Origin of the sequence: Saccharothrix variisporea, from assembly GCF_003634995.1 — a bacterium.
Taxonomy (GTDB): Bacteria; Actinomycetota; Actinomycetes; order Mycobacteriales; family Pseudonocardiaceae; genus Actinosynnema; species Actinosynnema variisporeum.
Genome location: NZ_RBXR01000001.1, coordinates 7,952,733 through 7,977,085, shown reverse-complemented (window position 1 = coordinate 7,977,085; position 24,353 = coordinate 7,952,733). Strand labels below are relative to the sequence as shown.

At 71.5% G+C, this 24,353-nt stretch carries 24 protein-coding genes; 16 read left to right on the top strand and 8 right to left on the bottom strand.

The window, feature by feature from the left end:
- The first annotated feature begins 10 nt into the window (after positions 1 to 10).
- The 3 genes from ispH to ispG are packed head-to-tail and all read left to right on the top strand — an operon-like array spanning position 11 to position 3,752.
- Entirely contained in the window at positions 11 to 937 is a 927-nt protein-coding gene (gene ispH, locus DFJ66_RS36550) for a 4-hydroxy-3-methylbut-2-enyl diphosphate reductase (RefSeq protein WP_121228305.1), read from the top strand.
- Complete coding sequence (locus DFJ66_RS36545; RefSeq protein ID WP_121228303.1) at positions 934 to 2,664, top strand: 1-deoxy-D-xylulose-5-phosphate synthase; 1,731 nt, start codon at positions 934 to 936, stop codon at positions 2,662 to 2,664. The genes ispH and DFJ66_RS36545 overlap by 4 nt, the downstream gene beginning before the upstream one ends.
- Complete coding sequence (gene ispG, locus DFJ66_RS36540; protein ID WP_121228301.1) at positions 2,661 to 3,752, top strand: flavodoxin-dependent (E)-4-hydroxy-3-methylbut-2-enyl-diphosphate synthase; 1,092 nt, start codon at positions 2,661 to 2,663, stop codon at positions 3,750 to 3,752. Before DFJ66_RS36545 ends, ispG begins: the two co-directional genes overlap by 4 nt.
- A gap of 42 nt (positions 3,753 to 3,794) precedes the next feature.
- On the opposite strand, the gene DFJ66_RS36535 is transcribed toward ispG, so the two are convergent.
- Positions 3,795 to 6,332 carry an ABC transporter permease gene (locus DFJ66_RS36535; RefSeq protein WP_121228299.1) on the bottom strand — a complete coding sequence of 846 codons (2,538 nt, stop codon included), beginning with the start codon at positions 6,330 to 6,332 and terminating at the stop codon, positions 3,795 to 3,797.
- Positions 6,333 to 6,334: 2 nt separating this feature from the next.
- Entirely contained in the window at positions 6,335 to 7,090 is a 756-nt protein-coding gene (locus DFJ66_RS36530; protein ID WP_121228297.1) for an ABC transporter ATP-binding protein, read from the bottom strand.
- A 334-nt stretch (positions 7,091 to 7,424) separates the two neighbouring features.
- Here DFJ66_RS36530 and DFJ66_RS36525 point away from each other — a divergent pair, with 334 nt between their 5' ends.
- The gene (locus DFJ66_RS36525) at positions 7,425 to 7,769 is read left to right on the top strand and encodes a DUF742 domain-containing protein (RefSeq protein WP_121232269.1); all 345 of its coding nucleotides are present in this window, start codon (positions 7,425 to 7,427) and stop codon (positions 7,767 to 7,769) included.
- A gap of 307 nt (positions 7,770 to 8,076) precedes the next feature.
- On the opposite strand, the gene DFJ66_RS36520 is transcribed toward DFJ66_RS36525, so the two are convergent.
- Entirely contained in the window at positions 8,077 to 8,820 is a 744-nt protein-coding gene (locus tag DFJ66_RS36520; RefSeq protein WP_121228295.1) for an anti-sigma factor family protein, read from the bottom strand.
- A gap of 5 nt (positions 8,821 to 8,825) precedes the next feature.
- On the bottom strand, positions 8,826 to 9,389 hold the full coding sequence (locus tag DFJ66_RS36515) for a sigma-70 family RNA polymerase sigma factor (RefSeq protein ID WP_121228293.1): 564 nt from the start codon (positions 9,387 to 9,389) through the stop codon (positions 8,826 to 8,828).
- Positions 9,390 to 9,557: 168 nt separating this feature from the next.
- On the opposite strand from DFJ66_RS36515, the gene DFJ66_RS36510 reads away from it, so the two are divergent.
- The 8 genes from DFJ66_RS36510 (at position 9,558) to DFJ66_RS36480 (ending at position 16,346) form a co-directional block, all read left to right on the top strand.
- Positions 9,558 to 10,127, top strand: coding sequence for a hypothetical protein (locus DFJ66_RS36510; protein ID WP_121228291.1), 570 nt, complete (start codon positions 9,558 to 9,560; stop codon positions 10,125 to 10,127).
- 20 nt (positions 10,128 to 10,147) lie between these two features.
- Positions 10,148 to 10,918, top strand: a complete 771-nt coding sequence (locus DFJ66_RS36505; RefSeq protein WP_121228289.1) for a DUF4142 domain-containing protein — start codon at positions 10,148 to 10,150, stop codon at positions 10,916 to 10,918.
- A 139-nt stretch (positions 10,919 to 11,057) separates the two neighbouring features.
- The gene (locus tag DFJ66_RS36500) at positions 11,058 to 11,897 is read left to right on the top strand and encodes a ferredoxin (protein ID WP_121228287.1); all 840 of its coding nucleotides are present in this window, start codon (positions 11,058 to 11,060) and stop codon (positions 11,895 to 11,897) included.
- Between the two features lie 25 nt (positions 11,898 to 11,922).
- On the top strand, positions 11,923 to 13,482 hold the full coding sequence (locus DFJ66_RS36495) for an NAD(P)/FAD-dependent oxidoreductase (protein WP_121228285.1): 1,560 nt from the start codon (positions 11,923 to 11,925) through the stop codon (positions 13,480 to 13,482).
- 68 nt (positions 13,483 to 13,550) lie between these two features.
- Positions 13,551 to 14,756 (top strand): glycosyltransferase family 2 protein, encoded by a 1,206-nt coding sequence (locus tag DFJ66_RS36490; RefSeq protein ID WP_121228283.1) that lies wholly within the window; start codon positions 13,551 to 13,553, stop codon positions 14,754 to 14,756.
- A gap of 35 nt (positions 14,757 to 14,791) precedes the next feature.
- Entirely contained in the window at positions 14,792 to 14,977 is a 186-nt protein-coding gene (locus DFJ66_RS42315; RefSeq protein ID WP_147459447.1) for a hypothetical protein, read from the top strand.
- 118 nt (positions 14,978 to 15,095) lie between these two features.
- Positions 15,096 to 15,821 (top strand): D-Ala-D-Ala carboxypeptidase family metallohydrolase, encoded by a 726-nt coding sequence (locus DFJ66_RS36485; RefSeq protein WP_121228274.1) that lies wholly within the window; start codon positions 15,096 to 15,098, stop codon positions 15,819 to 15,821.
- Between the two features lie 72 nt (positions 15,822 to 15,893).
- Positions 15,894 to 16,346 carry a YkvA family protein gene (locus DFJ66_RS36480; protein WP_121228272.1) on the top strand — a complete coding sequence of 151 codons (453 nt, stop codon included), beginning with the start codon at positions 15,894 to 15,896 and terminating at the stop codon, positions 16,344 to 16,346.
- Here DFJ66_RS36480 and DFJ66_RS36475 read toward each other — a convergent pair.
- A complete protein-coding gene (locus tag DFJ66_RS36475) occupies positions 16,320 to 17,393 on the bottom strand; it encodes a YeiH family protein (RefSeq protein WP_121228270.1) in 1,074 nt (357 codons plus the stop codon). The genes DFJ66_RS36480 and DFJ66_RS36475 overlap by 27 nt on opposite strands.
- Positions 17,394 to 17,573: 180 nt before the next feature.
- Positions 17,574 to 18,275, bottom strand: a complete 702-nt coding sequence (locus DFJ66_RS36470) for a lysophospholipid acyltransferase family protein (RefSeq protein WP_121232267.1) — start codon at positions 18,273 to 18,275, stop codon at positions 17,574 to 17,576.
- A gap of 129 nt (positions 18,276 to 18,404) precedes the next feature.
- On the opposite strand from DFJ66_RS36470, the gene DFJ66_RS36465 reads away from it, so the two are divergent.
- Genes DFJ66_RS36465 through DFJ66_RS36455 form a run of 3 tightly spaced genes read left to right on the top strand, consistent with a single transcriptional unit; the run spans position 18,405 to position 21,541 of the window.
- Positions 18,405 to 19,583 carry a PP2C family protein-serine/threonine phosphatase gene (locus DFJ66_RS36465; protein WP_121228267.1) on the top strand — a complete coding sequence of 393 codons (1,179 nt, stop codon included), beginning with the start codon at positions 18,405 to 18,407 and terminating at the stop codon, positions 19,581 to 19,583.
- A gap of 24 nt (positions 19,584 to 19,607) precedes the next feature.
- A complete protein-coding gene (locus DFJ66_RS36460; protein ID WP_121228265.1) occupies positions 19,608 to 21,107 on the top strand; it encodes a sensor histidine kinase in 1,500 nt (499 codons plus the stop codon).
- Complete coding sequence (locus DFJ66_RS36455; RefSeq protein ID WP_121228263.1) at positions 21,104 to 21,541, top strand: response regulator; 438 nt, start codon at positions 21,104 to 21,106, stop codon at positions 21,539 to 21,541. Before DFJ66_RS36460 ends, DFJ66_RS36455 begins: the two co-directional genes overlap by 4 nt.
- A 206-nt stretch (positions 21,542 to 21,747) precedes the next feature.
- Here DFJ66_RS36455 and DFJ66_RS36450 read toward each other — a convergent pair whose 3' ends face one another.
- Together DFJ66_RS36450 and DFJ66_RS36445 are read right to left on the bottom strand one after the other, a co-directional pair.
- Complete coding sequence (locus DFJ66_RS36450; RefSeq protein ID WP_121228261.1) at positions 21,748 to 22,749, bottom strand: MBL fold metallo-hydrolase; 1,002 nt, start codon at positions 22,747 to 22,749, stop codon at positions 21,748 to 21,750.
- Between the two features lie 68 nt (positions 22,750 to 22,817).
- Positions 22,818 to 23,105 (bottom strand): GNAT family N-acetyltransferase, encoded by a 288-nt coding sequence (locus tag DFJ66_RS36445; RefSeq protein WP_121228259.1) that lies wholly within the window; start codon positions 23,103 to 23,105, stop codon positions 22,818 to 22,820.
- Positions 23,106 to 23,141: 36 nt separating this feature from the next.
- On the opposite strand from DFJ66_RS36445, the gene DFJ66_RS36440 reads away from it, so the two are divergent.
- The gene (locus DFJ66_RS36440; protein WP_170199873.1) at positions 23,142 to 24,149 is read left to right on the top strand and encodes an LLM class flavin-dependent oxidoreductase; all 1,008 of its coding nucleotides are present in this window, start codon (positions 23,142 to 23,144) and stop codon (positions 24,147 to 24,149) included.
- Positions 24,150 to 24,353: the final 204 nt, after the last annotated feature.

Below are 24,353 nucleotides of genomic sequence, written 5' to 3'. Positions count from 1 at the left end.
GCACATCCCGATGGCCCTGCCCGTGGTGCTGCTCGCCTCGCCCCGCTCGTTCTGCGCCGGGGTCGAGCGGGCGATCGAGATCGTGGAGCGGCTGCTGGCGCAGCGCGGCGGACCCATCCACGTGCGCAAGCAGATCGTGCACAACACCCACGTCGTCGCCGACCTGGAAGAGCGCGGCGCGGTGTTCGTCGACGAGCTGGACGCCGTGCCCGACGGGGCGACCGTGGTGTTCTCCGCGCACGGAGTGTCGCCGGCGGTGCGCGAGGAAGCGGCGCGGCGGGGGCTGGACGTGGTGGACGCGACCTGCCCGCTGGTGACCAAGGTGCACGCCGAGGCCCGCCGGTTCGTCGCGCGCGGCGACACCGTGGTGCTCGTCGGGCACGCCGGGCACGAGGAGGTCGAGGGCACGCTGGGCGAGGACCCGGAGCGGATCGTGCTGGTGGAGAGCGTCGCCGACGTCGCCGCGCTGGAGGTGCCCGACCCGAACCGGGTGTCCTACCTGACCCAGACGACGCTGGCGGTGGACGAGACGACCGAGGTGGTGGCGGCGTTGCGGGCGCGGTTCCCGGCGCTGCGCGGGCCGGGCTCGGACGACATCTGCTACGCCACCACCAACCGGCAGGACGCGGTGCGCGAGATCGCCGGCGAGGCGGACCTGGTGCTGGTGGTGGGGTCGGCGAACTCGTCCAACTCGGTGCGGCTGGTGGAGCTGGCCCGCCGGCAGGGCGTGCCCGCGCACCTGGTGGACGACGTGTCCGACGTGCGCGCCGAGTGGCTGGAGGGGGTGCGGGTGGTCGGCGTGTCGGCCGGCGCGTCCGCGCCGCCCCGGCTGGTGGACGAGCTGATCGAGGCGCTGGGGGCGTGGGACGTGCAGGTGCGCGAGACGGCCCGAGAGACGATCACGTTCACGCTGCCCTCGGCGGTGAGGGCGCGATGACCCTGCTGGCGGCCATCGCCGGGCCGGGTGACGTGCGGGCGCTGCCGTCGTCGGCGCTGCCGGTGCTGGCCGGGGAGATCCGGCGGTTCCTGGTGGAGCGGGTGTCGCGCGCGGGCGGGCACCTGGGGCCCAACCTGGGCGCGGTGGAGCTGACCATCGCGCTGCACCGGGTGTTCGACTCGCCCAACGACGTGGTGCTGTTCGACACCGGGCACCAGGCGTACGTGCACAAGGTGCTCACCGGGCGGGCGGCGGAGTTCGAGACGCTGCGCCGGGCGGGCGGGCTGTCGGGGTACCCGTCGGCGGCCGAGTCGCCGCACGACGTGATCGAGAACTCGCACGCGTCCACGGCACTGTCCTATGCGGACGGTGTGGCGAAAGCGCTGCGGTTGAAGGGTTCCTCGCGGCGGGTCGTGGCGGTCATCGGTGACGGGGCGTTGACCGGCGGCATGGCGTGGGAGGCGTTGAACAACCTCGCCGTGCTGGAGCACCCCGTGGTGGTCGTGCTCAACGACAACGGCCGGTCCTACGCGCCGACCACCGGCGGGTTGGCCGCGCACCTGGGTTCGTTGCGGGAGGGCAGGCGGCGGACCGTGTTCGAGGCGCTGGGGCTGCCGTACGTCGGGCCGGTCGACGGGCACGACGTGGACGCGTTGGAAAGCGCTTTCGTGGAGGCCGCTGCCTACGGGCGGCCGGTGGTCGTGCACTGCGTGACCCGCAAGGGCAAGGGCTACCAGCCGGCGGAGGACGACCCGGCCGACTGCCTGCACGCGGTGTCGGCGGCGGGGTCCGGCGGCGGGGCGACGTGGACGGACGTGTTCGGCGCGGAGATCGTGTCGCTGGGCGCCCAGCGGCCGGACCTGGTGTGCGTGACCGCCGCCATGCGGGGGCCGACCGGGCTGGACGCGTTCGCCACGCGGTTCCCGTCCCGGGTGTTCGACGTGGGGATCGCCGAGCAGCACGCGGTGACGTCGGCGGCCGGGTTGGCGATGGCCGGGCTGCACCCGGTGGTGGCGGTGTACTCGACGTTCCTGTCCCGGGCCTTCGACCAGGTGCTGCTCGACGTGGCGCTGCACCGGCTGCCGGTGACGTTCGTGCTGGACCGGGCGGGGGTGACCGGTCCGGACGGGCCGAGCCACCACGGCATGTGGGACGCCTCCCTGCTGCCGGTCGTGCCGGGCCTGCGGTTGGCCGCGCCCCGGGACGCTGCCCGGTTGCGCGAACTGCTGGGCGAGGCGGTGGCCGTCGCGGACGGGCCGACCGCGGTGCGCTACCCGAAGTCGTCGGTGGGTCCGGACATCCCGGCGCTGCGCCGCGAGGGCAAGGTGGACGTGCTGCGGTACGAACCGGACGCCGTGGGCTTGCTGATCGCGGTCGGCCCGATGGCGTCGGCGTGCTTGGAGGCCGCGGAGGAGCTGGCCGGGCACGGCGTGCCGGTGACCGTGGTGGACCCGCGCTGGATCGCGCCGCTGGACCCGTCGCTGGTGAAGATCGCGGGCGAGCACCGGTTGGTGCTGGCCGTCGAGGACACCACGGCGGTCGGTGCGCTGGGCGGGCGGCTGGCGCAAGCGCTCGCGGTGGTCGGCGCGCCCACGCGGGTGGGGACGTTCGCCCTGCCGTCGAGCTTCCTGCCGCATGGCAGCCGGGCGGAGATCCTGCGGGCGCACGGCCTGGACGCGGCCGGCATCACCACGACCGTCCTCAAGCGACTCAAGGAGCACAGTTGACGACCCTGCAACTCGCGCCCCCGGTGCGCCGCCGCCGTCCGTCCCGGAAGTTGTGGCTGGGGAACGTGCCCGTGGGTGGTGACGCGCCCGTCAGCGTCCAGTCCATGACCACCACGCCGACCACCGATGTCGAGGCGACCCTGCGCCAGATCGCCGAACTGACCGCCGCCGGGTGCGACGTCGTGCGCGTCGCCGTCCCGTCACAGGACGACGCCGACGCGCTGCCCCTGATCGCTCGCAAGTCGCCCATCCCGGTGGTCGCCGACATCCACTTCCAGCCCCGGTACGTGTTCGCGGCCATCGACGCCGGGTGCGCCGGGGTGCGCGTGAACCCCGGCAACATCCGCGCCTTCGACGACCGCGTCGGCGAGATCGCGGCGGCGGCGGGCGCGGCCCGGGTCCCCATCCGGATCGGTGTCAACGCGGGGTCGCTGGACCAGCGGCTCTACCGGAAGTACGGCGGTGCCACGCCCGAGGCCCTGGTGGAGTCGGCGCTGTGGGAGTGCTCGCTGTTCGAGGAGCACGGGTTCACCGACCTGAAGCTGTCGGTGAAGCACCACGACCCGATGGTGATGGTGTCGGCGTACCGGCAGCTGGCGCGGGCTTGCGACTACCCGTTGCACCTGGGCGTGACCGAGGCCGGGCCGTTGGTGCAGGGGACGGTGAAGTCGTCGGTGGCGTTCGGGTTGCTGCTGGCGGAGGGGATCGGCGACACGATCCGGGTGTCGTTGTCCGCGCCTCCGGTGGAGGAGGTCAAGGTCGGTGCGCAGATCCTGGCTTCCCTGGGGTTGCGGCCCCGGAAGCTGGAGGTCGTGTCGTGCCCGTCGTGCGGACGGGCACAGGTGGACGTCTACCGCCTGGCCGAGGAGGTGACGGCGGCGTTCGAGGACTTCCCCACGCCCCTGCGGGTGGCGGTGATGGGGTGCGTGGTGAACGGGCCGGGCGAGGCTCGGGAGGCCGACCTCGGGGTGTCGTCGGGCAACGGCAAGGGGCAGATCTTCGTGCGCGGACAGGTGGTGCGCACGGTGCCGGAGTCGCGGATCGTGGAGACCCTGCTGGAAGAGGCCCTCAAGCTCGACCCGGCCTGAGAGCACGCCCCACCGGCGGCGACCGGTAGGGCGTGCTCGTCCTCACTCGTACGAGATCGCCTGCAGCACGTTCAGCCGGGCCGCGCGGATGGCGGGCAGGATGGCCGCCACCACGCCGACCAGGGCCGCGAGGAGCAGGTAGGTGCCCATCTGCGTCCACGGGATGCCCAGGTCGGTGAAGCCCTCGTCCTTCAGCGCCCGGACCGCCCCCACGCCCAGGGCCGTGCCGACGCCCAGGCCCAGCAGTGCGCCGAAGACCGAGATCACCACTGACTCGACGGTGATCATCCGCATCACCTGCGCCCGCCGCATGCCGATCGCCCGCAGCAGGCCCAGTTCGCGCGTCCGCTCGATCACCGACAGCGCCAGCGTGTTGATCACGCCGAGCACCGCGATGAGGATCGCCAGCGCCAGCAGGATCTGGATCATCAGCAGCACCGTGTCCAGCTGCGACGCCTGCTGCTTCACGAACGCGCTGCGGTCCTGGACGGTGATCTCCGGGTTGTCCGCGAACAGCGGCTCGATGCGCTTCTGCACGTCCTGCACCGACGCGCCCGGCGACACGCGCACGAACGCCGTCTCCAGCTGCTCGACCCGGAACTGCTTGGCCGCGCTCACCGGCAGCACGAACGCGCTCACCAGCACGTTGTTCTTCGCGTACACGAAACCGACGGTGTAGGTCTTCGCCTCGCCCTTGGTGGTCTGCACGGACACCGTGCTGCCCGGCTTGAGGTTGAGCTTCCCGGCCGACTCCTCGTCCACCGCGAGCGTACCCTCGGCCAGCGCGGCGAACGTGCCTTCCTTGGCGGACAAGCCGAACTGCTCCCGCATCACCGGCACGTCCGTCACCGCGATGCCGAACTGCGGTTTGCCGTCCACCAGGACGCGGTCGGCGTACCAGCCGAACGACGAGTCCACACCGGACACCCGCGACACCTCGTCCAGCCGGGAGGGCTGGAAAGTGGCGTCCCCGCCCGGACCGCTGGACTCACCGGACACGATCAAGTCCGACTTGACCTGCCCCTCGGCGACCTTCGTGATGCTCGTGGTCGCCGACGTGAGCACCACGCTCACCCCGGTGATCAGCGCGATGCCGACCATGAGCGCCGCCGCCGTGATGGCGGTGCGGCGCGGGTTGCGCGCGGAGTTGCGGCGGCCCAGCGTGCCCGGCATGGACCAGGCCAGCAGCTTGCCGATCAACGACACCACCGGCCGGCTGATCAGCGGTGTCAGCAGCGCGACCCCGACGAACGCCACCAGCAGCCCGGACATGATGAACCACAGCGCGCCCTCGGCGAACCCGTACCACAGCAGGCCACCACCGGCCGCCGTCAAGGCGGCACCCGCGATGGTCGGCCGGGTCAACGGCCGGTCCGGGGTGGCGGCCTCGCGCATCGCCGCGACCGGCGGGATACGGGACGCGCGCAGCGCCGGCAGCACCGCCGCCAGCACCGTGACGACGATGCCCACCGCGAACGCCGAGATCACCGTGCTGGGCGGCACGGAGATGCCCTCCAAGCGCAGGCTGCCGCCGCCGACCGTGCTGAAGATGTTCGCCAGCAGCGCACCCACGCCGATGCCCGCGCCCAACCCCACGACGGACGCGATCAACCCGATGACCACCGCCTCCAGCACGACCGTGCCGATCATCTGCCGGCGGCCCGCGCCCATCGCGCGCAACAGCGCCAGTTCCCGCGTGCGCTGGGCGACGATGATGGAGAAGGTGTTGAGGATGATGAAGATGCCGACGAACAACGCGATGCCGGCGAACCCGAGCAGCACGTAGTTGAAGAACGACAACCCCTCGCCGATCTGGGCGGCGGAGTCCTTGCTGAGCTGCTCCCCCGTCTTCACCTGGTACGCGTCGCCCAGCTTGTCCTGGATGCGTTGGCGCAGCACGTCTTCGGCCACACCCGGCGCCGCGCGCACGGTGATCGAGCTGTACGCGCCGGGCTGGCCCAGCAGCAGCTGCTGCGCGGTGGACTCGGTGAACGCCGTGGTCAGCTCGCCGCCCAGCGAGTCCCGGTTGCCGGGGTAGCCGAAGACGCCGGCCACGGTGAAGGTCTTCTTGGGTTCCAGGGTCAGCAGCGACATCTGCTCGCCGACCGAGAACCCGCCGGTCTTGGCGAGGTAGGCGCTGATGGCCACCTCGTCGTCGCGCTGGGGCGCGTGGCCCTCGCGCAGCTGCTCCTGGCCGCCGTCGCGCCACGCCGTGCCCAGCCGGGGCGCGCCGGAGGTGGTGAGCACCTTGCCGTTCTCACCGATGGGCCGCGCGGAGCCGACGACGTCGCCGACCACGCGGTCCGTGCCCTCGACCGACTTGACCTTCGCCAGGTCGTCGGCGGTGAGCGTGCCGGCCAGGGCCTGGTCCGGGTCGTCCGAGCCGACCTTCGGCTTGACCGCGACCTGCACGTCCACGTCGGAGTAGATCGTGGTGAACAGGCTCTTGAACGAGCGGTCCAGCGTGTCGGTGAGCACGAACGAGCCGGACACGAACATCACGCCCAGCACCACGGCCAGCCCGGACAGGACCAGCCGCAGCTTTCTCGACAGGACGCTCTTGAGCGTCGCCTTCAACATCGCTACACCACGACCAGTTCGTCGCCGTCGAGGTGCTTCATGGTCTCCAGCACCGCGTCCGCGGTCGGCTGGTGCAGCTCGCGCACGATCTTGCCGTCGGCGAGGAAGATCACGCGGTCGGCGTAGGAGGCGGCGTTCGGGTCGTGCGTGACCATCACGACGGTCTGCCCGAACTCGCGCGCCGAGCGCTGGAGGAACCCGAGCACCTCCGCGCCGGACCGGGAGTCGAGGTTGCCGGTGGGTTCGTCGGCGAAGACCACCTCGGGCCGCGACACCAGGGCGCGGGCGCAGGCCACGCGCTGCTGCTGGCCGCCGGAGAGCTGGGTGGGCCGGTGGGTGAGCCGGTCGCGCAGGCCGACGGTGTCGACCACCGTGTCGAACCAGGCCCGGTCGACCTTGCGGCCGCCGATGGCCAGCGGCAGGGTGATGTTCTCCTCGGCGGTCAGCGTGGGCAGCAGGTTGAACTGCTGGAAGATGAAACCGACCTTGGTGCGCCGCAGGTCGGTCAGGCCCTTGTCGCGCAGGCCGTTGACCTTGGTGTCGCCGATCCACACGTCACCGGAGTCGATGGTGTCCAGTCCGGCCAGGCAGTGCATGAGCGTGGACTTGCCCGAGCCCGAGGGCCCCATGATCGCGGTGAACCGCCCGCGCTCGAAGTCGACGCTGACGCCGCCCAACGCGGTGACCGCGGCTTCCCCGGTCCCGTAGGACTTCCACACGTCCACCGCCCTCGCGGCGGACTCCGTCTTGCCCGTCACCAGATCCTCCAGTGCGCCCTCATGACGGCACTCGCCGTCCCCGCACCATCGTCCACGGGCAAGGCTGAGAACGGCTCCGGTGCAAACCCTGAACCTCTCTCAGGGAGAACCCGCGCCCTTCGTCGTGACGGCCCGATCATCCCACCGTTAGCAGCCGGGTTCAGGCACCCTTCGGAAGCAACAGGACACACACCGTGGCAGCGACACGCGATCTCTCCCACATGCCGGGAAAACCGAGACAGGAGGCCTCGTCGAGGTTAAGTTCTGGCACCGTCAGCGACCCTGACCGCGCAGTGGGACGAGATCGTGTCGGCGACCGCTTGAGGAGCTGATGGTGTCAACCTTCCGGGTGCGCCCCTACACCAGGACCGGCGGGCGGACGCGCTCGACCACGACACTGGCGATCGAGACCATCGTCTCCACCAACGACCGCGCGGACCGCGACGCCCTCACCTCCACCGCAGAACACCGAGCGATCAGCGACCTCTGCCGCTACCCGCACTCGGTGGCCGAAGTAGCCGCCCGCCTACGACTCCCGCTGGGCGTGGTACGCGTACTGCTGGCCGACATGTCGGCAATGAGCCTGATCAACGTCCACGAACAACAAGGCGCCACGCAAGACGGCCGCCCCACACTGGAACTGATGGAACGCGTCCTGATGGGCCTGCGCCGCATCTAGCCCTTAAAGGCGCGCGCAGCGCGCTGTGTGCAGTGGTCCCAACCACAGGTGGAGGGCCTCGGTTCCCCCGCCGTATGGCCTGCCCGAAGGGCTACCACAGATTTCCCGGGGTGCAGCCAAAAGTTTGCGAGGAACGAGCAAAGTTTTAGCGGCACCCCGGGAAATCTGTGGTTGGCTCCGCCAGGCCATACGGCGGGGGAACCGACGCCCTTCACCCCCCGCTGGCGGCCTGCCGCGCGGCGAGCGCCGCTTTTGATCTTGAAAGCGCGAAGCGCGTCCTCTTTGGACCCGCGAAGCGCATCCGAGGTCAAGAAGCCGTAGGCAGCCGAACCAGAGTCGCACCCTCCTTGGTGTCACGCACCGCGAACTCCGCGATCTCATGCCACTTCATGCCGACCGACGCGTTGAGCCGCACCGGATCCTTGTCCGATCCAGCCGACCCGACCTGCCACGACCCGACCACCATGGTCTCACCGGTCCGCGACTTGGCCACCAACTCGCACCGCGTCGGCCCCTTGGCGCCCTTGACCTCCAACACCACCGCCGTACCCCACGGCTCCGGGGACGCGCTGATCCGCGCCCACACCCCGGTAGCCGGGTCGGTCCGCGTGACGGACCCGGACACCTCGGCCTTGGCAACAGCGCTCGGCCCCGCCACCGTCGACGACGGCGACGGCGACGGCAAAGCGGCCACGTCGTCCCCAGGCGAGGACGACAACCCCACCGTCACCACCGCGGTCAGCACGACGAGCAACACGGCCGCGGCGGCGGCCAGAAGTACCGTGTTGCGACGGCGTCGGACCCGGTCCGCCGACACCGAGTCGAGCATCGCGCGCACCGAACGGCCGTCCGGGCGCTCCCCCGCGGCGCCACGCAGCATGCCGTTGGCGTCGGCTTCGTCCAGCAGGTCCGGCAGCACGGCGAAATCGCGCAGGTCCAACGCGCAGCGGCGGCACTGGGCGAGGTGGTTCTCGAAGGCGTCGACCTCGTCCTCGTCGAGGATCCCGAGGACGTACGCCGCCACGTCGACGTGGTCCGGACGCGATGTCACCGAAGTCAGCCCCGATCCTGCAACGCCCGCCGCAGGGCGCGAAGTGCGTAGTAGACCCTGGACTTCACCGTGCCCGGGGGAACCCCGAGCACCGCTGCGGCTTCCCCGACGGTCCGATCCCGCAAATACGTCTCGAGAATAGCCTCCCGGTGCTCCTCCGTCAGTCCGTTCATCGCCTCTGCCACCACTATCGCCGCCAGGGTGCGGTCCGCTTCGTCCCGCACCGGGGCCTCGTCGGACGGCGTCAACTCCGACTCCTGCGGTCGGACGCTGCGCTTGCGGCGGTCGTCGATGACCAGCCGCCGGGCGACGGTGAACAGCCAGGAGCGGAGCAGGACGGGGTCCCGTTCCAGCTTCTCGGCGTTGCGCCACGCCCGTACCAGCGTCTCCTGCACGATGTCCTCTGCCCACTGCCGGTCATTGCCCGTCAACCGCATGGCATGCCCGAGCAGCGCGCTGCCGAACTCCTGGTAGAGCCTGCGGATCAGCTCGTCTTCCAAGGTGAGGTCCGGCCAAGCGTGTTCTCTGGGGGGTTGAGTGCTGCGTCTGTGCCGCGCCACGCCACGCATCCAAGCGCGCCGACGGGTGTCCCGTCGAGACTTTCGGGTGAGAAAAAGTCGCCGATCTGTTCGTGAACCGTCACCGCATCGTGTCCGTACTCCCCGGTATCCGCATCGAAGGCAGGACCGGTCATTGGTCCCTTCGGCGGAACCCGCCAGCAGGAGAAAGGACGAACGATGCGCGGTCGACGTTTCCGGGAGGCCCTGCCCGCCGTTCCGGCCGTCGCGGCGTTGGTGCTGGTCAGCGCCTGTGGCGTGACCGGAACCAGTGCCGCCGGCGGTCCCGCGGGTGCGGCCTCCGGCACGACGACTCAACAGCTCCAGCCCGAATTCAGCAAGGAACCGCACCAGATGTTGGCGGCGACCGAGTCGAAACAGGTGGGCTGGTTCGTCGCCGACGCCGGCGGGTTCGCCCTCTACCGCTACGACAAGGACACGGCGAAACCGCCGAAGTCCACTTGCGACGGCGACTGCGCGAAGACGTGGCCGCCGGTGCTGGTCAGCGAGCACACCATGACGTCCGGTGTGGACCCGACGATGGTCGGCTCGGTGACCCGGGCGGACGGCAAGAAGCAGGTCACGCTGGCCGGTTGGCCCCTGTACCGGTACACGGGCGACAAGAAGGCGGGCGACGTCACCGGCCAGGGGAAGGGCGGCACCTGGTTCGTGGTGACCCCGGAGGGCAAGAAGGCGGAGGCCAACGACGGCGTCGCGCCCACGCAGGGGTCCACCGGCGACGGCTACTGACACCCACCCGAGGAAAACCCATGTCAGCCAAGCGTTTCACGGCCCTGCTCCTGGCCGCGCAACTCCTGCTCGCCCCGGCGCTGACCGGCACGGCGCTGACCGGCACGGCGCGGGCCGACGACCCGCCCACCCCGGGCGCGGTGCAGCAGACCCCGCTGGGCCCGATCACCGAGCTGGACAAGGAACTGCTGGTCAAGGTGCGCCTGGCCGGCCTGTGGGAGATGCCCATGGGCGACGAGGCGCAGACCCGGGCGGGCAGCCAGCGGGTGAAGGAAGTCGGCGCACAGCTGATGAGCGACCACACCTTCCTCGACGAGCGCGTGACCCGCCTGGCCGGGCAGATGGGCGTGCCCATCCCCGACGAGGCCAACGAGGACCAGCAGTCCTGGATGGCCGAGATGCGCTCGCGCACCGGCGCGGCTTTCGACGAGTCCTTCGCCAACCGGCTGCGCGCGGCGCACGGGTCGCTGTTCCCGGTCATCGGCCAGATCCGCGCGACCACCCGCAACGAGGCCATCCGGCAGTTCGCCCAGATCTGCAACCAGATCGTCCTCAAGCACATGACCCTGTTGGAGAGCACCAACATGGTCACCGAGATGGGTCTGTCCAAACCGGTGCGCGCCGGTGTGGCGGCCCCCGTGCAGGGGGCGGTGAACGCCGACCCGCAACGCACCGCCCAGGTCGGCGGCACCGGCCCCGACCCCGTGACCGTCCTGTTGATCTGCCTGGTGGGCGCGGTGGTGACCATCGCGATCCTGCGCCTGCTGCGGCCCAAGGCCGACGTCAAGTGAAAGGGGGTGATCCCACCTCAACCCATCGCACTACCAGTCTTCACACCCCTCAACCCGCCCGGAACGGTCGTGACCACTCCTGCGCGGCCGTCCCGGGCGGGCCGCCGCCCCCTCCTCCCGCCAATCCGGAGGTCGACAAGTGTTCTCCCAGGTCCCATTGCTGGTCGCGCAGGCGACCGGCGGTGACCACGACGCCGGGGTGCGCCACGTCGCGCAGATCTCGGCTCGGCTGGCCTACGCGTTGATGTGCGCGACCCTGTGCTGGGGCGTCATGATCGCGACGGGCTGGGCCAACAAGCTCACCGGCAGACAGGGGCTGCGCAACAGCCACATGGTGCTGGCGACCGCGGCCCTGTCCTTCGGCTGCCTGCACGCCTTCGCGTTCACCCTGCTCAACCTCGCCCCGTTCAGCTTCCTGCGGATCGCCGTGCCCCTCGTGGGCGGCGGGCTGTTCCGGCACGCGCTGGGCATCGTCGGGCTGGAGGTCATGCTGGTGATCGCGTTCACCGCGGGCCTGCGCAAGAAGATCTACTACCGCAAGTGGCTGCGGCTGCACCAACTGGCCTACGTCGCCGTCGGCATCACCGTGGTGCACTCCTGGTTCGGCGCGATCGCCAACGGCAACCTCGCCACGCTGTGGCTGGCCGGCCTGACCGTCCTGATCCCCACCGCCACCATCGCCCTGGCCCGCTTCCTGCCCCCGCACCTGCTGGTGCGGCTGGGCATGCTGGAGCCGGAGCCGGGCTTCGAGCCCGAGCCGGACGGCGCGGGCGGCAGCGCGCTGGACATCAGCGTGGACAACGAGCGCTGCCACCGCTACGGCATCTGCCAGGCCGAGGCGCCGGGCCTGTTCCAGCTCGTCGACGACGAACGGCTGCGCTACGAGCGCCGACCGCCACCCGAGCTGTTCGCGAAGGCGCGGGCCGCCGCGCGCGCGTGCCCCATGCGCGCCATCGAACTGCGGGAGCGTGTCAGGTGAGGACCTTTCGACGGGGCGGTGCGCGGTGAAGAACGAGGAGCGCGTCGTCATCGCGGGCGGCGGACTGGCCGGCCTGCGCGCCGGGGAACGGCTGCGCGAGCTGGGCTTCCAGGGCGAGATCGTGATCGTCAGCGCCGAACGCCACCTGCCCTACCACCGGCCGGCGCTGTCCAAGGAGGCCATCAACGGCGAGCTGCACGCCTCCGACCTGCGCCTGACCATCAGCCGCGAGCTCAACGCGATCTGGCGGCTGGGCACCGCGGCCACCCACCTGGAGACCGACCGGCGCGTGGTCGGCCTACCCGGCGGCGAGGAGCTGCACTACGACGGCCTGATCATCGCGACCGGCGTGGAACCGAGGCACCTCCAGGGCGCGCCGCGCCAGGACCCGCGCATCCACGTGCTGCGCACGGTGGACGACGCCGTCGCCATCAAGCAGGCCATCGGCTCGACCCAAGGCCTGGTGGTGGTGATCGGCGGCGGGCTGATCGGCTGCGAGATGGCCGCGTCGGTGAAGATGATGGGCCGGGACGTGGCCATCGTGAGCCGGTCCAGCACGCTGCTGGGCAGCGCGGTCGGCAAGAACATCGCCGAGACCGTGACCGAGGCGCACCGGTCGCGCGGGGTGCGGATGGCGATGGGGGTCAAGATCCGGCACTGGATGCCGCAGGCGGGCGGGGTGGCCATCCACCTGTCCGACGGCCAGGTGTTCGTCGCGGCGGTCGTGGTGATCGCCGTGGGGGCGTCGCCGTCGGTGGCCTGGCTGCGCGGGTCCGGGCTGGTGCTGGAGGACGGGGTGCTGTGCGACCCCACGTGCCACGTGGTCGGCGGGACCGACGTCGTGGCCGCGGGCGACGTCGCGCGGTGGCCCAACCTCCGGTTCGGAGGACAGCCGCGGCGGGTCGAGCACTGGCTCAACGCGGTGGAAATGGGGCGGGCGGCCGCGGAGAACCTGTTGGCGGGCAGGGAGAGTTCGCGGCCGTTCACCCCAGTCCCCCGGTTCTGGACCGAGCAGTACGGGATGCGCATCCAGGGGTCGGGGCTGCCGTCGATGGGCAAGGACACGACGACCCTGGCGGGGTCCAGGAAGGACCACCGGACCATCACCGGTTTCATCGACGGCGGCCGCCTGGTCGGCATGGTGGGCCTGGACGCGCCGACCGCGATGATCAAGCTGTCGATGGAGCTGTGGCGCCAGAACCGCGTCCCCGACACGTCCCCGCGCCGCCCACCCCAGCACCTGGCGCCCCCGGAACGCCCGGCCGACGCCGGACACCCCACCCCGGAACGCCCGGCCGACGCCGCACGCCCCACCCCGGAACGCCCGGCCGACGCCGCACGCCCGGCCCCGCAACCCGCTCCCGCCTTCACCACCCCCCGCCACTCCGGCTACGGCCCGCCGGTCACGCCGCCTCCACCCGGCCCGCCTCGCCACGAGGCGGCGCCCACTCCCCCCGGTTTCGCATTCCCCCGCCAGCAGCAGGAGTCGCAGCCACTGCCCATCCCGCCCCACGCCCCCGTCGTGCGGTCCCGGGCGCACCCCCGCTCGCTCGCCCGCAGCGGCCCGCGGGCACGGCCTCGATGACAAGAGCCCGGTGAGCTGTTACCTCATCGCCGTGTCCCCGTAACCCGGGGCACCAAGCATTCGGTCCCATGAACCGAGTCACCGTCGTCGGCATCCCCGCCCGCGACGAGGAGCGCACGGTCGGCGCGGTGGCCCAGGCCGCCGACGCCGGCCTGCACCTCGCCTTCCCCACCGGGACCAACGTCGTCGTGCTCGCCGAGAACGGCAGCACCGACGACACGGTGCGGCGGTTCGCCGAGACACCGCTGCGCGCCCGCAAGGTCGTGGCCGGTTCGCCCGGGACCGGGACCGGCAAGGGCACGAACGTCTTCGCGATCATCGACCAGGCCCTGGACCTCGGCGCGGACCACGTGCTGCTGCTCGACGCCGACGTCCGCTCCACCGAGCCGGAGTGGATCGGCCGGCTCGCGCAGGCGGTGGAGGGCGACGAACCCGCGCTCGCCGTCCCGTCGTACCGGCGCAACCGGTTCGAGGCCAACACCACCAACCACCTGGCCAGTCCCCTGCTCGCGGCGGTGTTCGGCGTCCACGTCGAGCAGCCCATCGGCGGCGAGTTCGCGTTCAACCGGGCGTTCCTGGAACGCACCCGGCACTGGCCCCGTCCCGACAGCGCGTACCTGTACGGCATCGACGTGTGGCTGACCGCGAACGCCCTGCGCGAGCACATGCGCGTGGTCGAGGTCCCCCTGGGTCGCAAGCTGCACAACTCCCCGTTCCCCAAGATCCTGCGCCTGCCGCAACAGGTCCTGGACTCCCTGTTCCACGTCCTGCTGACCACCGACCACCTGCGCCCACCCGCCCTCGACGTCCCCCGCGCCCGCTCCGCGGTGGACGGCACGGCGGTCCCCCAGGACCCCGCCGTCATCGCCCACGTCTCGGCTTCGGTGGCCCGCTACCTGGCCGCCCACCGCGCCGACGTCCGAGCCCTCTTCCCCTCCGCCAAGGAACTCGCTCCCGCCCCGTGGGGCCTGCACGTCACCTCCGACGACTGGCCCCACGTCCTGGCCGACGCCGTGGCCGCGGTCGCGGCGGGTCGCTTCGAGGCGGCACGCGACCACCTGGTGGCCCTGTACGTGAACCGCGTGATGACGTTCTGGCGGGAGATCGACGGCCTGACCGGCCCCGACATCGACCGCCTGCTCGACCACCAGGCCACCCGGACCGTCGAGGCCGTGCACTCCAGGCGCATCACCCTGACCGGCGCGACCGGCCCGAGCCGCTTCGACGTCCGGCACTGGGCGGGTTACAACGACGAGGCCCCCGTACCGGCGTGAGTAACGACCGGGCAGTCGTGAGCGCTGTTCAGGTCATGAGATCGCGCGGGACGCGGGAGCGTTCGCTGGTGACCCTGGCCGCCGTCTTCCTGGCCGTCGCCGCGCTCAACGCCGTCTTCGCCCTGCTCGACCACGCCACCTGGCGCAGCGTCACCGCCGGTGCCTGCGCCGTGACCGCCGCCGCCCTCCTCCTCACCGCCGTCAGCGACCGCCGCCGGTAACAACCGTTCACACACTGTTCGACAGGTGTGAAATCTTCGGACATTCGGGACAGATTGACGCTCTCCCCCACCGCGCGCCAGGCTCCGAGATCCATCCCCTCGCAGTCTGGAGGTCCCTGTGCTCCGACGCCTCGGATCGCTCGTCACCGCGTTGTCCATCGTCACCGTCGCCCTCGTCCTCGGCTCCGCACCGGCGCAAGCGGACGGCTGCTACACCTGGTCGCGCACCCTGTCCGAAGGCGCGTCCGGCGACGACGTCCGGCAGTTGCAGATCCGCCTGTCCGGCTACCCCGGCTACGGCGGCGTCCTCGCCCTCGACGGCTCCTTCGGCCCCGCCACCCGCTCCGCCGTCGTCCGCTTCCAGCAGGCCTACGGGCTCGCGGCCGACGGCGTCGCGGGCAGTGCCACCTACAGCAAGCTCTACGCCCTGCAAGACGACGACTGCACCCCGGTCAACTTCTCCTACGCCGAGCTGAACCGCTGCAACTCCGACTGGTCCGGCGGCAAGGTCTCGGCGGCCACCGCGAAGTTCAACGCCCTGGTGTCGATGTGGAAGCTCCAAGCCATGCGGCACGCGCTGGGCGACCAGCCGATCACGGTCACCAGCGGCTTCCGCAGCATCGCGTGCAACAACGCCGTGGGCGGGGCCTCCGACTCCCGCCACCTCTACGGTGACGCCGTCGACCTGGGCGCGGGTCCGCACTCCCTGTGCCGCCTGGCGCAGCAGGCCCGCAACCACGGGTTCAACGGCATCCTGGGCCCGGGCTACCCCGGTCACAGCGACCACACCCACGTCGACCACCGCGCCAGCCGCTACTGGTCGGCCTCGCAGTGCGGCATCTGACCCCGAGCCGAGACACCCGATCGGCCGCGCGCACGCACGTGTGAGCACGACGATCCCGGTTACCCTGGGTGTGTGATCTTCCTCGGCGTCATGCTCGCCGCGATCGGGGTGTCGACCCTGGTGTGGCGCGATGCCGACCTGTTCGGGCTGCCCCCGGCCGCGGTCGGCATCGCGCTGCTGGTCCTGTCCGCCGCCTCGCTCACCTACGGGGTCGTGCGGCGAAGGCGGCGCTGGACGGTCGGCGGTGAACCCGCGCCGGTCGGCTCGGTCGTCGACCGCGCGAAGGCCCTGCCGCGCCTGCTCAAGCGGCGCAGGGAGTACGGGCTGCCCACCAGCCGGCTGGCCCAGTGGGGCTTCGCCCTGGTCTACCTGGTGTCCCCCGTCGACATCCTCCCCGAACTGCTGCCGATCGTCGGCATCACCGACGACGCGGGCGTGGCGGTGTGGCTGCTCACCAGCCTGTCCACCGCCGCCGGCCAGTACCTCAACTGGGAACGCTCAAAACAGCGCCAGCGCGAGCCCTAGAGCGGCTAGCACGTTCACCCCGGTCGCCGCCGCGAACACCCCCACCGGCCGCCACCCGGCCTGCTTCAGCGCGCCCGCCCGGAACTCCAGGCCGATGCTCACGAACGCCAGGATCAGGAACCACGTCCGCAGGTCGTTGACCACGCCGATGGCCGCCTTGCCCGAAGGCACGTTCGCCAGGTACACGGTCGCGATCACCGACGTGGCCAGGAACCCCAGCACGAACTTGGGGAACCGGTCCCACAGCTGCCGCCCGGCCGACACCCCGACCGGCTTGCGCTCGACCTTCAGCGCGAAGTACGCCGTCAACGCCACCGCGACCACGCCGAGCAACGCGTTCTGCGTGACCTTCACGATCGTGGCGATCTGCAAGGACTCCTCGCCCGCCAACGTCCCCGCCGCCGTCACCGCCGCGGTCGTGTCGATGTTGCCCCCGATCCACGCCCCGGTGGTCGCCGGGTCCAGGCCCAGCGCGGTCGCCGCCGCGGGCAGGATGAAGATCGACGGCAGGGCGAACACGATCACCAGGCTCGCGCTGTAGGCCAGCTGCTCCCGCCGCGCCTGCACGGCACCCGCCGCCGCGATCGCCGCGCTGACCCCGCAGATCGCGACCGCCGCCGACAGCAGCGCCCGCAGCTTGTCGTCCAGCCCGAACTTCCCGCCCAGCCACCACGAGAAGCCGAACACCACGCTGATCAGGACGACCGACTGCACGATCGCCGGACCCGCGTTGGACACGATCACCGACAGGTTGATCGACGCGCCCAGCAGCACCAGACCGGTCTTGATGAAGAACTCCGTGCGGAACCCGCCGGACAGCCGCTCCCGCAGCCCCGTCGCCGACAGCACCGCGTTGCCCAGCAGCCCCAGCAGGATCGCGTAGATCGGGAACTCGACCGACGCCCCGATCCCCTCCAGCCCGGTGCCCTTGGTCGCCTTGGGCACGGTGGTCGACAGGTACCGCGCGACCCAAGACAGCGCCAGCACCACCACGACGCCCGAAGCCGCGTGCAGCAACGGTTTGCGCGTCTGCTCCGAGGTCGCCATCACGGCACCAGCCCCGGGGTGATCACACCGGTCAGGGCCAGCGCGAACAGCGCCAACCCGACGACGACGGCCAACCAGTCCTCGTTCAGCGCCTTGCGGGGTGGTTCCTCGCCCATCGCTCACGCTCCAGCATGCGGGACAGCAGGGAGCCTCGAACGCTAGCGAGGGCACCGGGAACCGTCATCGGCTCCCAGGATGTGGGAGTTCCCGGACGCCGACGAGCAGCGTCGTGATGGCGTCCATGATCCGCGCGGTCGCCTCGTCCAGGACGGTCTTGGTCATCCGCTGGTCGTACAGGTCCGACAGGTCCACCGGCGTGCCCGCCACGACGTGCACCTTCGTCCACGGGCGCGGCAGGAACCGGCCGGGCGGCAGCAGTTCCCGGGTGCCCCACTGGGCCACCGGCACGACCGGCGTGCGGGTCTGCAGCGCCAGCCGGGCGACGCCGTTCTTGCCCTTCATCGGCCAGCCGTCGGGGTCGTCGCTGAACGTGCCCTCCGGGTAGACGATCACGCACTGCCCGTCGTCCAGCGACGCCCGCGCGGTCTCCAGCGCCCGATGGGCCTGCACGGTGCCGCGGTCCACCGGGATGTGCTTCCCGCCCGCCATCACCCACCCGACGACCGGCGCCTTCCACAGGCTGGCCTTGGCGAAGTAGCGCGGCACCCGCCCGGCCGCCAGCGCGTAGGCCGTCAGGGTCACCGGGTCGGCGAAGGACAGGTGGTTGGACGCCAGCAGCACCGCGCCCTGCCGGGGGACGTTGCGCCGCCCCGCCATCCGCATGCGCACGAAGAACACGACGAACGGCCACAGCACGTCGATCGCCACCGAGTACCAGAAGCCCCGCCCGCGCCGGGGCAACCGCGGGGTCAACGCCACCATCTGCGAGAAGCTCACGCCACCATCTTCACCCACCCGGGCACCCGACCGGACCGCGCCGGGTGCGAACTCCGGCAACCCGCCGAACCGCGTGGGGCGCGGGTGATCGCTGTTCGGCTAGGGTCCCATGCCGTGACTGGGCTCAGCGGTGCGGACCGCATCACGGTGCTGCTCGTCGAGGACGACGAGGGCGACGCCGTGCTGGTCGAGGCGCTGTTGGAGGAGGTCGGCGCGGACGTCGAGCTGCACCACGTGCGGACGTTGCGCGAGGCGACCCGGCTGTTGGCCAAGGTGGACTGCGTGCTGCTGGACCTGGGCCTGCCCGACACCACCGGGCTGGACGGGCTCACCCGGCTGCTGTCGGTGTCCTCCCCGCCCGCGGTCATCGTCCTGACCGGACTCAACGACGAGCTGCAAGGCGAGCGCGCGGTCGCCGCCGGCGCCGAGGACTACCTGGTCAAGGGCCAGGTGGACGGCCCACTGCTGCTGCGCGGCATCCGGTACGCGGTCGGCCGCAAGCGCGCCGAGGAGACCCAGCGGCAGCTGCGCGACGAGCAGCTGCACGCCGCCGAGAAGACCCGCCTGGAACGCGGTCTGCTGCCCACCCCGATCCTGCACGGCCCGGACCTGGGCGTGGAGGTCCGCTACCGGCCCGGCGGCAGCCGGATGCTGCTCGGCGGCGACTTCTTCGACGTGGTCCGCACCCGCGACGGCACGCTCCAGGTGCTGATCGGCGACGTCTGCGGGCACGGGCCGGACGAGGCCGCGCTGGGCGTGCTGCTGCGCATCGCGTGGCGGGCGCTGGTGCTGGCCGACCAGGAGCCGTCGCGGGCGCTGCGCACGCTGCACGAGATCCTGGAGCACGAGAGACACCAGCCGGGGCTGTTCACGACGGTGTGCATGGTGTCGATCGCGCCGGACCGCAAGTGGGCCCGCGTCTACCTGGCCGGGCACCCCGAGCCGATGCTGCTGGTCGGCAACCGGGTCACCGAGCTCCCCCGGGACCGGGCGGGCCTGCCCCTGGGCGTGCTGCCGGACAGCACGTGGAGCGGCCTGGACGTGCCGCTGCCGCCGGGCTGGTCGCTGCTGCTCTACACCGACGGCCTGGTCGAGGGCCGGGTCAAGGGCGACACCGAGCGGCTGGGTTCCGAGCGGCTGATCGGGCTGATCGACGACATCACCCGCGACCGCCCGGACTGGGCGCGCGACCCCGCCGGGCTGCTGGACTCGCTGATCGCGCGGGTCAAGGAGCTCAACGGCGGCGAGCTGGACGACGACATGGCCGTGCTGCTGATCTCGGACCAGGGCTGATCGACCGGGAGTGAACCGGAGCTGATGGACTACCGCACCCGCTGGCCGGCGAGCCGGCTGCTGATGGCCGCCGTCGCCATCCTGATCATCGTGTGCGCGAGCGCGATCGGCGGTGTCGCCGTCGCGCTGATGGGCCTGAAGGACGCGCGGGGCGTCCTGCTGGACCAGGTCGGCCCGGCCCGGCGCGCCGTGCAGGAGGTGGACGGCGCGCTGGTCGACCAGGAGAGCTCCGTGCGCGGCTTCGCGTTGACCGCCAAGGAGGAGTTCCTCGACGGCTACCGCGCCGGGCAGAAGATCGAGGCCGACGCGCTGGCCGAGGCCCGGAAGCTGATCACGCAGGTCCGCCCGGACCTGGTGGCGCGGGTCGACGCGATCGGGCGGCTGACCGCGAACTGGCGCGCCGAGTACGCCGAGCGGATCGTCGCGCAGATCCGGGCCGCCGACACCCCGCAGGTCGACGTGGCCGGCACCGAGCGCGGCAAGGAGGTGTTCGACAACCTGCGCGGCACCGTGGCGGCGCTGGAAGCCGAGCTGGCGGGCGACGCGGCCAAGGCCCGGGTGGACCTCGACGCCGTGGCCGACCAGGTGTTGTTCCTGGTCATCGGCTTGGGCGTGCTGCTGGTGGTGATCATCACGGCGGTGGCGGTGGTGCTGTACCGGATCCTGATCCGGCCGCTGTCGGTGCTGGCCGACCAGGTGCGGCAGGTGTCCTCGGGCGACTTCGAGCACGTCGTGGAGACCGGCGGGCCGCGCGAGACGGTGATGCTCGGCGAGGACGTCGACGCCATGCGCACCCGCATCCTCAACGACGTGGAGGACCTGCGGCGGTCCAACTCTGAGCTGGAGCAGTTCGCCTACGTCGCCTCGCACGACCTGCAGGAGCCGTTGCGCAAGGTCGCGAGCTTCTGCCAGCTGCTGGAACGGCGCTACTCCGGCGAGCTGGACGAGCGCGGCGAGCAGTACCTGCGGTTCGCCGTGGACGGCGCGAAGCGGATGCAGGTGCTGATCAACGACCTGCTGGCGTTCTCCCGCGTCGGCCGGCTGACCCGCGAGCACACCCTGGTCGACCTGAACGAAACGCTTGCGCAAGTCCTGGACAGCTACTCCGAGGCGATCGAGCGGACCGGCGCGACGATCGAGTCGCCCGAGCTGCCGACCGTGCGCGGCGAGGCGTCGCTGCTGGGCGGGGTGTTCGGCAACCTCATCAGCAACGCGCTGAAGTTCCACGGCGAGGACCCGCCGGTCGTGCGCATTTCCGTCGACCGCACCGACGACCATTGGACCTTCACGGTGAGCGACAACGGCATCGGGATCGACGCCGAGTACGCTGAGCGGATCTTCGTGATCTTCCAGCGCCTGCACCACAAGGACGACTACCCGGGCACGGGCATCGGCCTGGCGATGTGCCGGAAGATCATCGAGTACCACGGCGGCACGATCTGGCTGGACACCGGTGAGGGCGCCGGCACGACCTTCAAGTTCACCCTGCCGGCAGTAGTAGAGGACACCGAGGTGACCGAATGAATGACTCCATGAACGTGGTCGACGTCCTCCTGGTCGAGGACGACCCCGGTGACGCCCTGATGACCCAGGAGGCGTTCGAGCACCACAAGATCCGCAACCAGCTGCACGTGGTGCGCGACGGCGTCGAGGCCCTGGAGTTCCTGCGCCGCGAGGGCCGCTACGCCGACGCCCCGCGCCCCGGCCTGATCCTGCTGGACCTGAACCTGCCGAAGATGGACGGCCGCGAGGTGTTGGCGCAGGTCAAGGCGGACGAGTCGCTGCGCACCATCCCGGTGGTGGTGCTGACGACGTCCGAGGCGGAGGAGGACATCCTGCGGTCCTACAACCTGCACGCGAACGCGTACGTCACCAAGCCGGTGGACTTCGACCGGTTCATCGAGGTCGTCCGGCAGATCGACGACTTCTTCGTGACGGTCGTGAAGCTGCCCCGCTGACATTCCTCCGGCGGTCTCGCGCCCAGGATTGTCGGTGCTGCTGCGTACGGTCTGGTTCAAGGTCCACTTCTCGAACCAGGAGGCGCACATGTCCACCGTGACCTCGGCAAACGTCACCACCGGCGACACCGAGACCGGCTCCCGCTCCGGCCCCGCAGTCCCGCGCGGCTACCTCCCACCGGGTCGCCTCTGCGCGGTCTGCGCGGCTATCGGGCCGAGTAGACGTCCACGCCGTCGACCACGGCCACCGCCACCAGCCCCCGGCGCACGAGCACGTCCAGGTGGGCCGCGGTCTCCCCGGTGGCCAGCACGCGGTTGAACAGGTCGAGGTCGTCGAACCGGCGGTCGCGGCGGGTCCAGCCGAGCTTGCGCGCGGTCTCGAACGCGGTCCCGGTGCCCGAGCGCACCGCGTCGAGCGTCGCTTCGAGCCGCTGCTCGTGGTGGGCGAGCAGTTCGTCCACCCGCGCGTGGCTGGACTCGGTGACGGGGCCGTGCGCGGGCAGCAGTCGCAGGTCCGGGTAGGAGCGCACGAGCCGCAGGGAGTCCAGGTAGTCGCCCAGCGGCAGCTCCGGCCGGGCCGGTTCGAAACCGATGGAGGGGGTGATGTGCGGCAGGACGTGATCACCGGCGAACAGCAGCGACGACTCGACGTCGACGAACACCACGTGCCCGCGCGTGTGGCCGGGCGTCGGCAGGACCCGCAGGACGCGCTTCTCCAGGCCGAGGTCGGTCTCGGTGAGCCATTCGTCGGGCTCCTCGTAGTCGCGCAGCTCGGCCTCACCGACCGCCTCGACCGCCTTGCGCCACCGCGCCGCCAGCTCACCGCCACCCCACGAGAGGAGGTTCGACAGCTGCCCGTCCCGCGTCCGGCTGAGGATCCGGCGCAGTGACGGCTGCTCACCCAGCCCCAACGCGACCCGCGTGCCGAACCGCCGCCGCAGCGCGACGGCCAGCGTGTAGTGGTCGCGGTGCAGGTGGGTGACCAGGAACCGGCGGATGTCGCCGAAGTCGCGCCCCAGCGCGCCCAAGGCGGCCTCCAGCGCCCGTTCGCCGTCCTCCAGCGCCCAGCCGGCGTCGACGAGGACGAGCCCGTCGCCGTCCTCGATCGCGTAGACGTTCACGGTGTGCAGGCCGTCGTTGGGCAGCGGCAACGGGATCCGGTGCACGCCGGGCGCGACCTCGAAGGTTCCGGGCTCGGTCCACTCCATCCCCGGATACTACTCACTGGTAACCCCGCGTCGACGAGATCTCCGCCGCAGCCCTCCGGGATCGGGCTTTAGTTACCCACCTCGGCGAGCTCCGGGTGCTTCTCCAGGTACCCGCGCACGAACGGGCACTGCGGCACGACCACGAGACCGCGTTCGCGCACGTCGGCCAGCGCCTGCTTGACCAGCGCGCTGCCCAGGCCCTTGCCCTCCACCGCGACCTCGGTGTGGGTGAAGACGATGCGTCCCGGCTCCAGGGTGTACTCGGCGAACCCGCCGAGCTGCCCGTCCAGGTGCACCTCGAACCGGGACAGCTCGGGGTTGTCGGACACGGTGACGACGTCATGATCGAGGCTCACGAAGCCCACGTTAACCGCGCGGTGCAAGATTGCGCGATGGACGTCTACCTGCTGATCCTGGGCGACCACCTGCCGGACCCGCGCACGGGCGCCGTGGTGAGCGAAGCGGAACGGCTCCGGGCGATCGTGGAGCAGGCCGTGGTGGCCGAGGAGGCGGGGTTCACCGGCGTCGCGATCGGCGAGCACCACTTCACCCGCTACATCGTCTCCGCGCCCGAGTTGCTGCTGGCCACGATCGCAGAGCGCACGTCACGGCTGCGCCTGTCCACGGGCGTGACCCTGCTGGCCCACCACGACCCGGTCCGGGTGGCCGAGGAGCTGGCGACGCTGGACGTCCTGTCCGGCGGTCGCGCGGAGATGACCGTCGCGCGGGGCGTGTCGCAGCGCACCGACGCGGCCTTCGGCGTGCAGGACGACCTGCGCGCCCGGTTCGACGAGAACCTGCGCCTCCTGCTGCGCCTGCTCGAAGAGCCGCACGTGACGTGGAACGGCCGCTTCCGCAGCCCACTGGTGGACGTCACCACCACGCCCCGCCCCCTCCAGCAGCCGCGCCCGCTGGTGTGGATCGGCAGCGGTTCGGCGGTGTCGGCGGACCTGGCGGTGGAACTGGGCCTGCCCCTCATGCTGCCCAGCACCCTCCGCGACCCGAGCACCCACCGCGGCGTCGTGGAGCGCTACCGCACCGCCATGCGCGGCGGCGGCCGGGTCGCGCTGCCCAGCCACGTCTTCGTAGCCCCGTCCGCCGCACAGGCCCGCGAAACCTGGCGCCCGCACCTGTCGGCCTACGCCCACTTCGCCGACCCGTGGCGCGGCGACGGCGACGTGGACGTCGACCTGCTCATGGACGGCGCGGCGGTGTGCGGCGACCCAGCCGAGGTCACCGACCGCCTCAACGACCTGGGCCACCTGCTGGGCCTGGACGCCCACCTGGTCATGGTCGACATCGGCGGCCTGCCGCACACGGCGGTGCTGGACACCATCCGCCTGTTCGGCGAGGAAGTCCTCCCGGCCCTGAAGTCCCCCACCACCGCCTCCGGCCACTGACCCACACCGCCGGCCACCGCCCCTCTTCCGCCGGCCACCAACCCTCTCCACCCCTCTTGCGCCGGCCACCAACCCTCTCCGCCCCACCTGCACCCGCCCGCGCCTGCACCCCGGCCGCGCCCCGCACCCCCGGCCGCGCCCGCACCCCCGACCACGCCCCGCAGCCCTGCCCGCGCCCCCGCACACCCATCAGCGCCCTGCCAC

What these genes read in the sequence shown, in the direction of transcription:
- DFJ66_RS42315 (WP_147459447.1), top strand. Translation starts at nt 14,792, where the DNA reads ATGAGATCGCGCGGGACGCGGGAGCGTTCGCTGGTGACCCTGGCCGCC.
- DFJ66_RS36455 (WP_121228263.1), top strand. Translation starts at nt 21,104, where the DNA reads ATGAATGACTCCATGAACGTGGTCGACGTCCTCCTGGTCGAGGACGAC.
- DFJ66_RS36470 (WP_121232267.1), bottom strand. Translation starts at nt 18,275, where the DNA reads ATGGTGGCGTTGACCCCGCGGTTGCCCCGGCGCGGGCGGGGCTTCTGG.
- DFJ66_RS36450 (WP_121228261.1), bottom strand. Translation starts at nt 22,749, where the DNA reads ATGGAGTGGACCGAGCCCGGAACCTTCGAGGTCGCGCCCGGCGTGCAC.
- DFJ66_RS36505 (WP_121228289.1), top strand. Translation starts at nt 10,148, where the DNA reads ATGTCAGCCAAGCGTTTCACGGCCCTGCTCCTGGCCGCGCAACTCCTG.
- DFJ66_RS36535 (WP_121228299.1), bottom strand. Translation starts at nt 6,332, where the DNA reads ATGTTGAAGGCGACGCTCAAGAGCGTCCTGTCGAGAAAGCTGCGGCTG.
- ispH (WP_121228305.1), top strand. Translation starts at nt 11, where the DNA reads ATGGCCCTGCCCGTGGTGCTGCTCGCCTCGCCCCGCTCGTTCTGCGCC.
- DFJ66_RS36475 (WP_121228270.1), bottom strand. Translation starts at nt 17,393, where the DNA reads ATGGCGACCTCGGAGCAGACGCGCAAACCGTTGCTGCACGCGGCTTCG.
- DFJ66_RS36490 (WP_121228283.1), top strand. Translation starts at nt 13,551, where the DNA reads ATGAACCGAGTCACCGTCGTCGGCATCCCCGCCCGCGACGAGGAGCGC.
- DFJ66_RS36510 (WP_121228291.1), top strand. Translation starts at nt 9,558, where the DNA reads ATGCGCGGTCGACGTTTCCGGGAGGCCCTGCCCGCCGTTCCGGCCGTC.
- DFJ66_RS36545 (WP_121228303.1), top strand. Translation starts at nt 934, where the DNA reads ATGACCCTGCTGGCGGCCATCGCCGGGCCGGGTGACGTGCGGGCGCTG.
- DFJ66_RS36460 (WP_121228265.1), top strand. Translation starts at nt 19,608, where the DNA reads ATGGACTACCGCACCCGCTGGCCGGCGAGCCGGCTGCTGATGGCCGCC.
- DFJ66_RS36440 (WP_170199873.1), top strand. Translation starts at nt 23,142, where the DNA reads ATGGACGTCTACCTGCTGATCCTGGGCGACCACCTGCCGGACCCGCGC.
- DFJ66_RS36515 (WP_121228293.1), bottom strand. Translation starts at nt 9,389, where the DNA reads ATGCGTGGCGTGGCGCGGCACAGACGCAGCACTCAACCCCCCAGAGAA.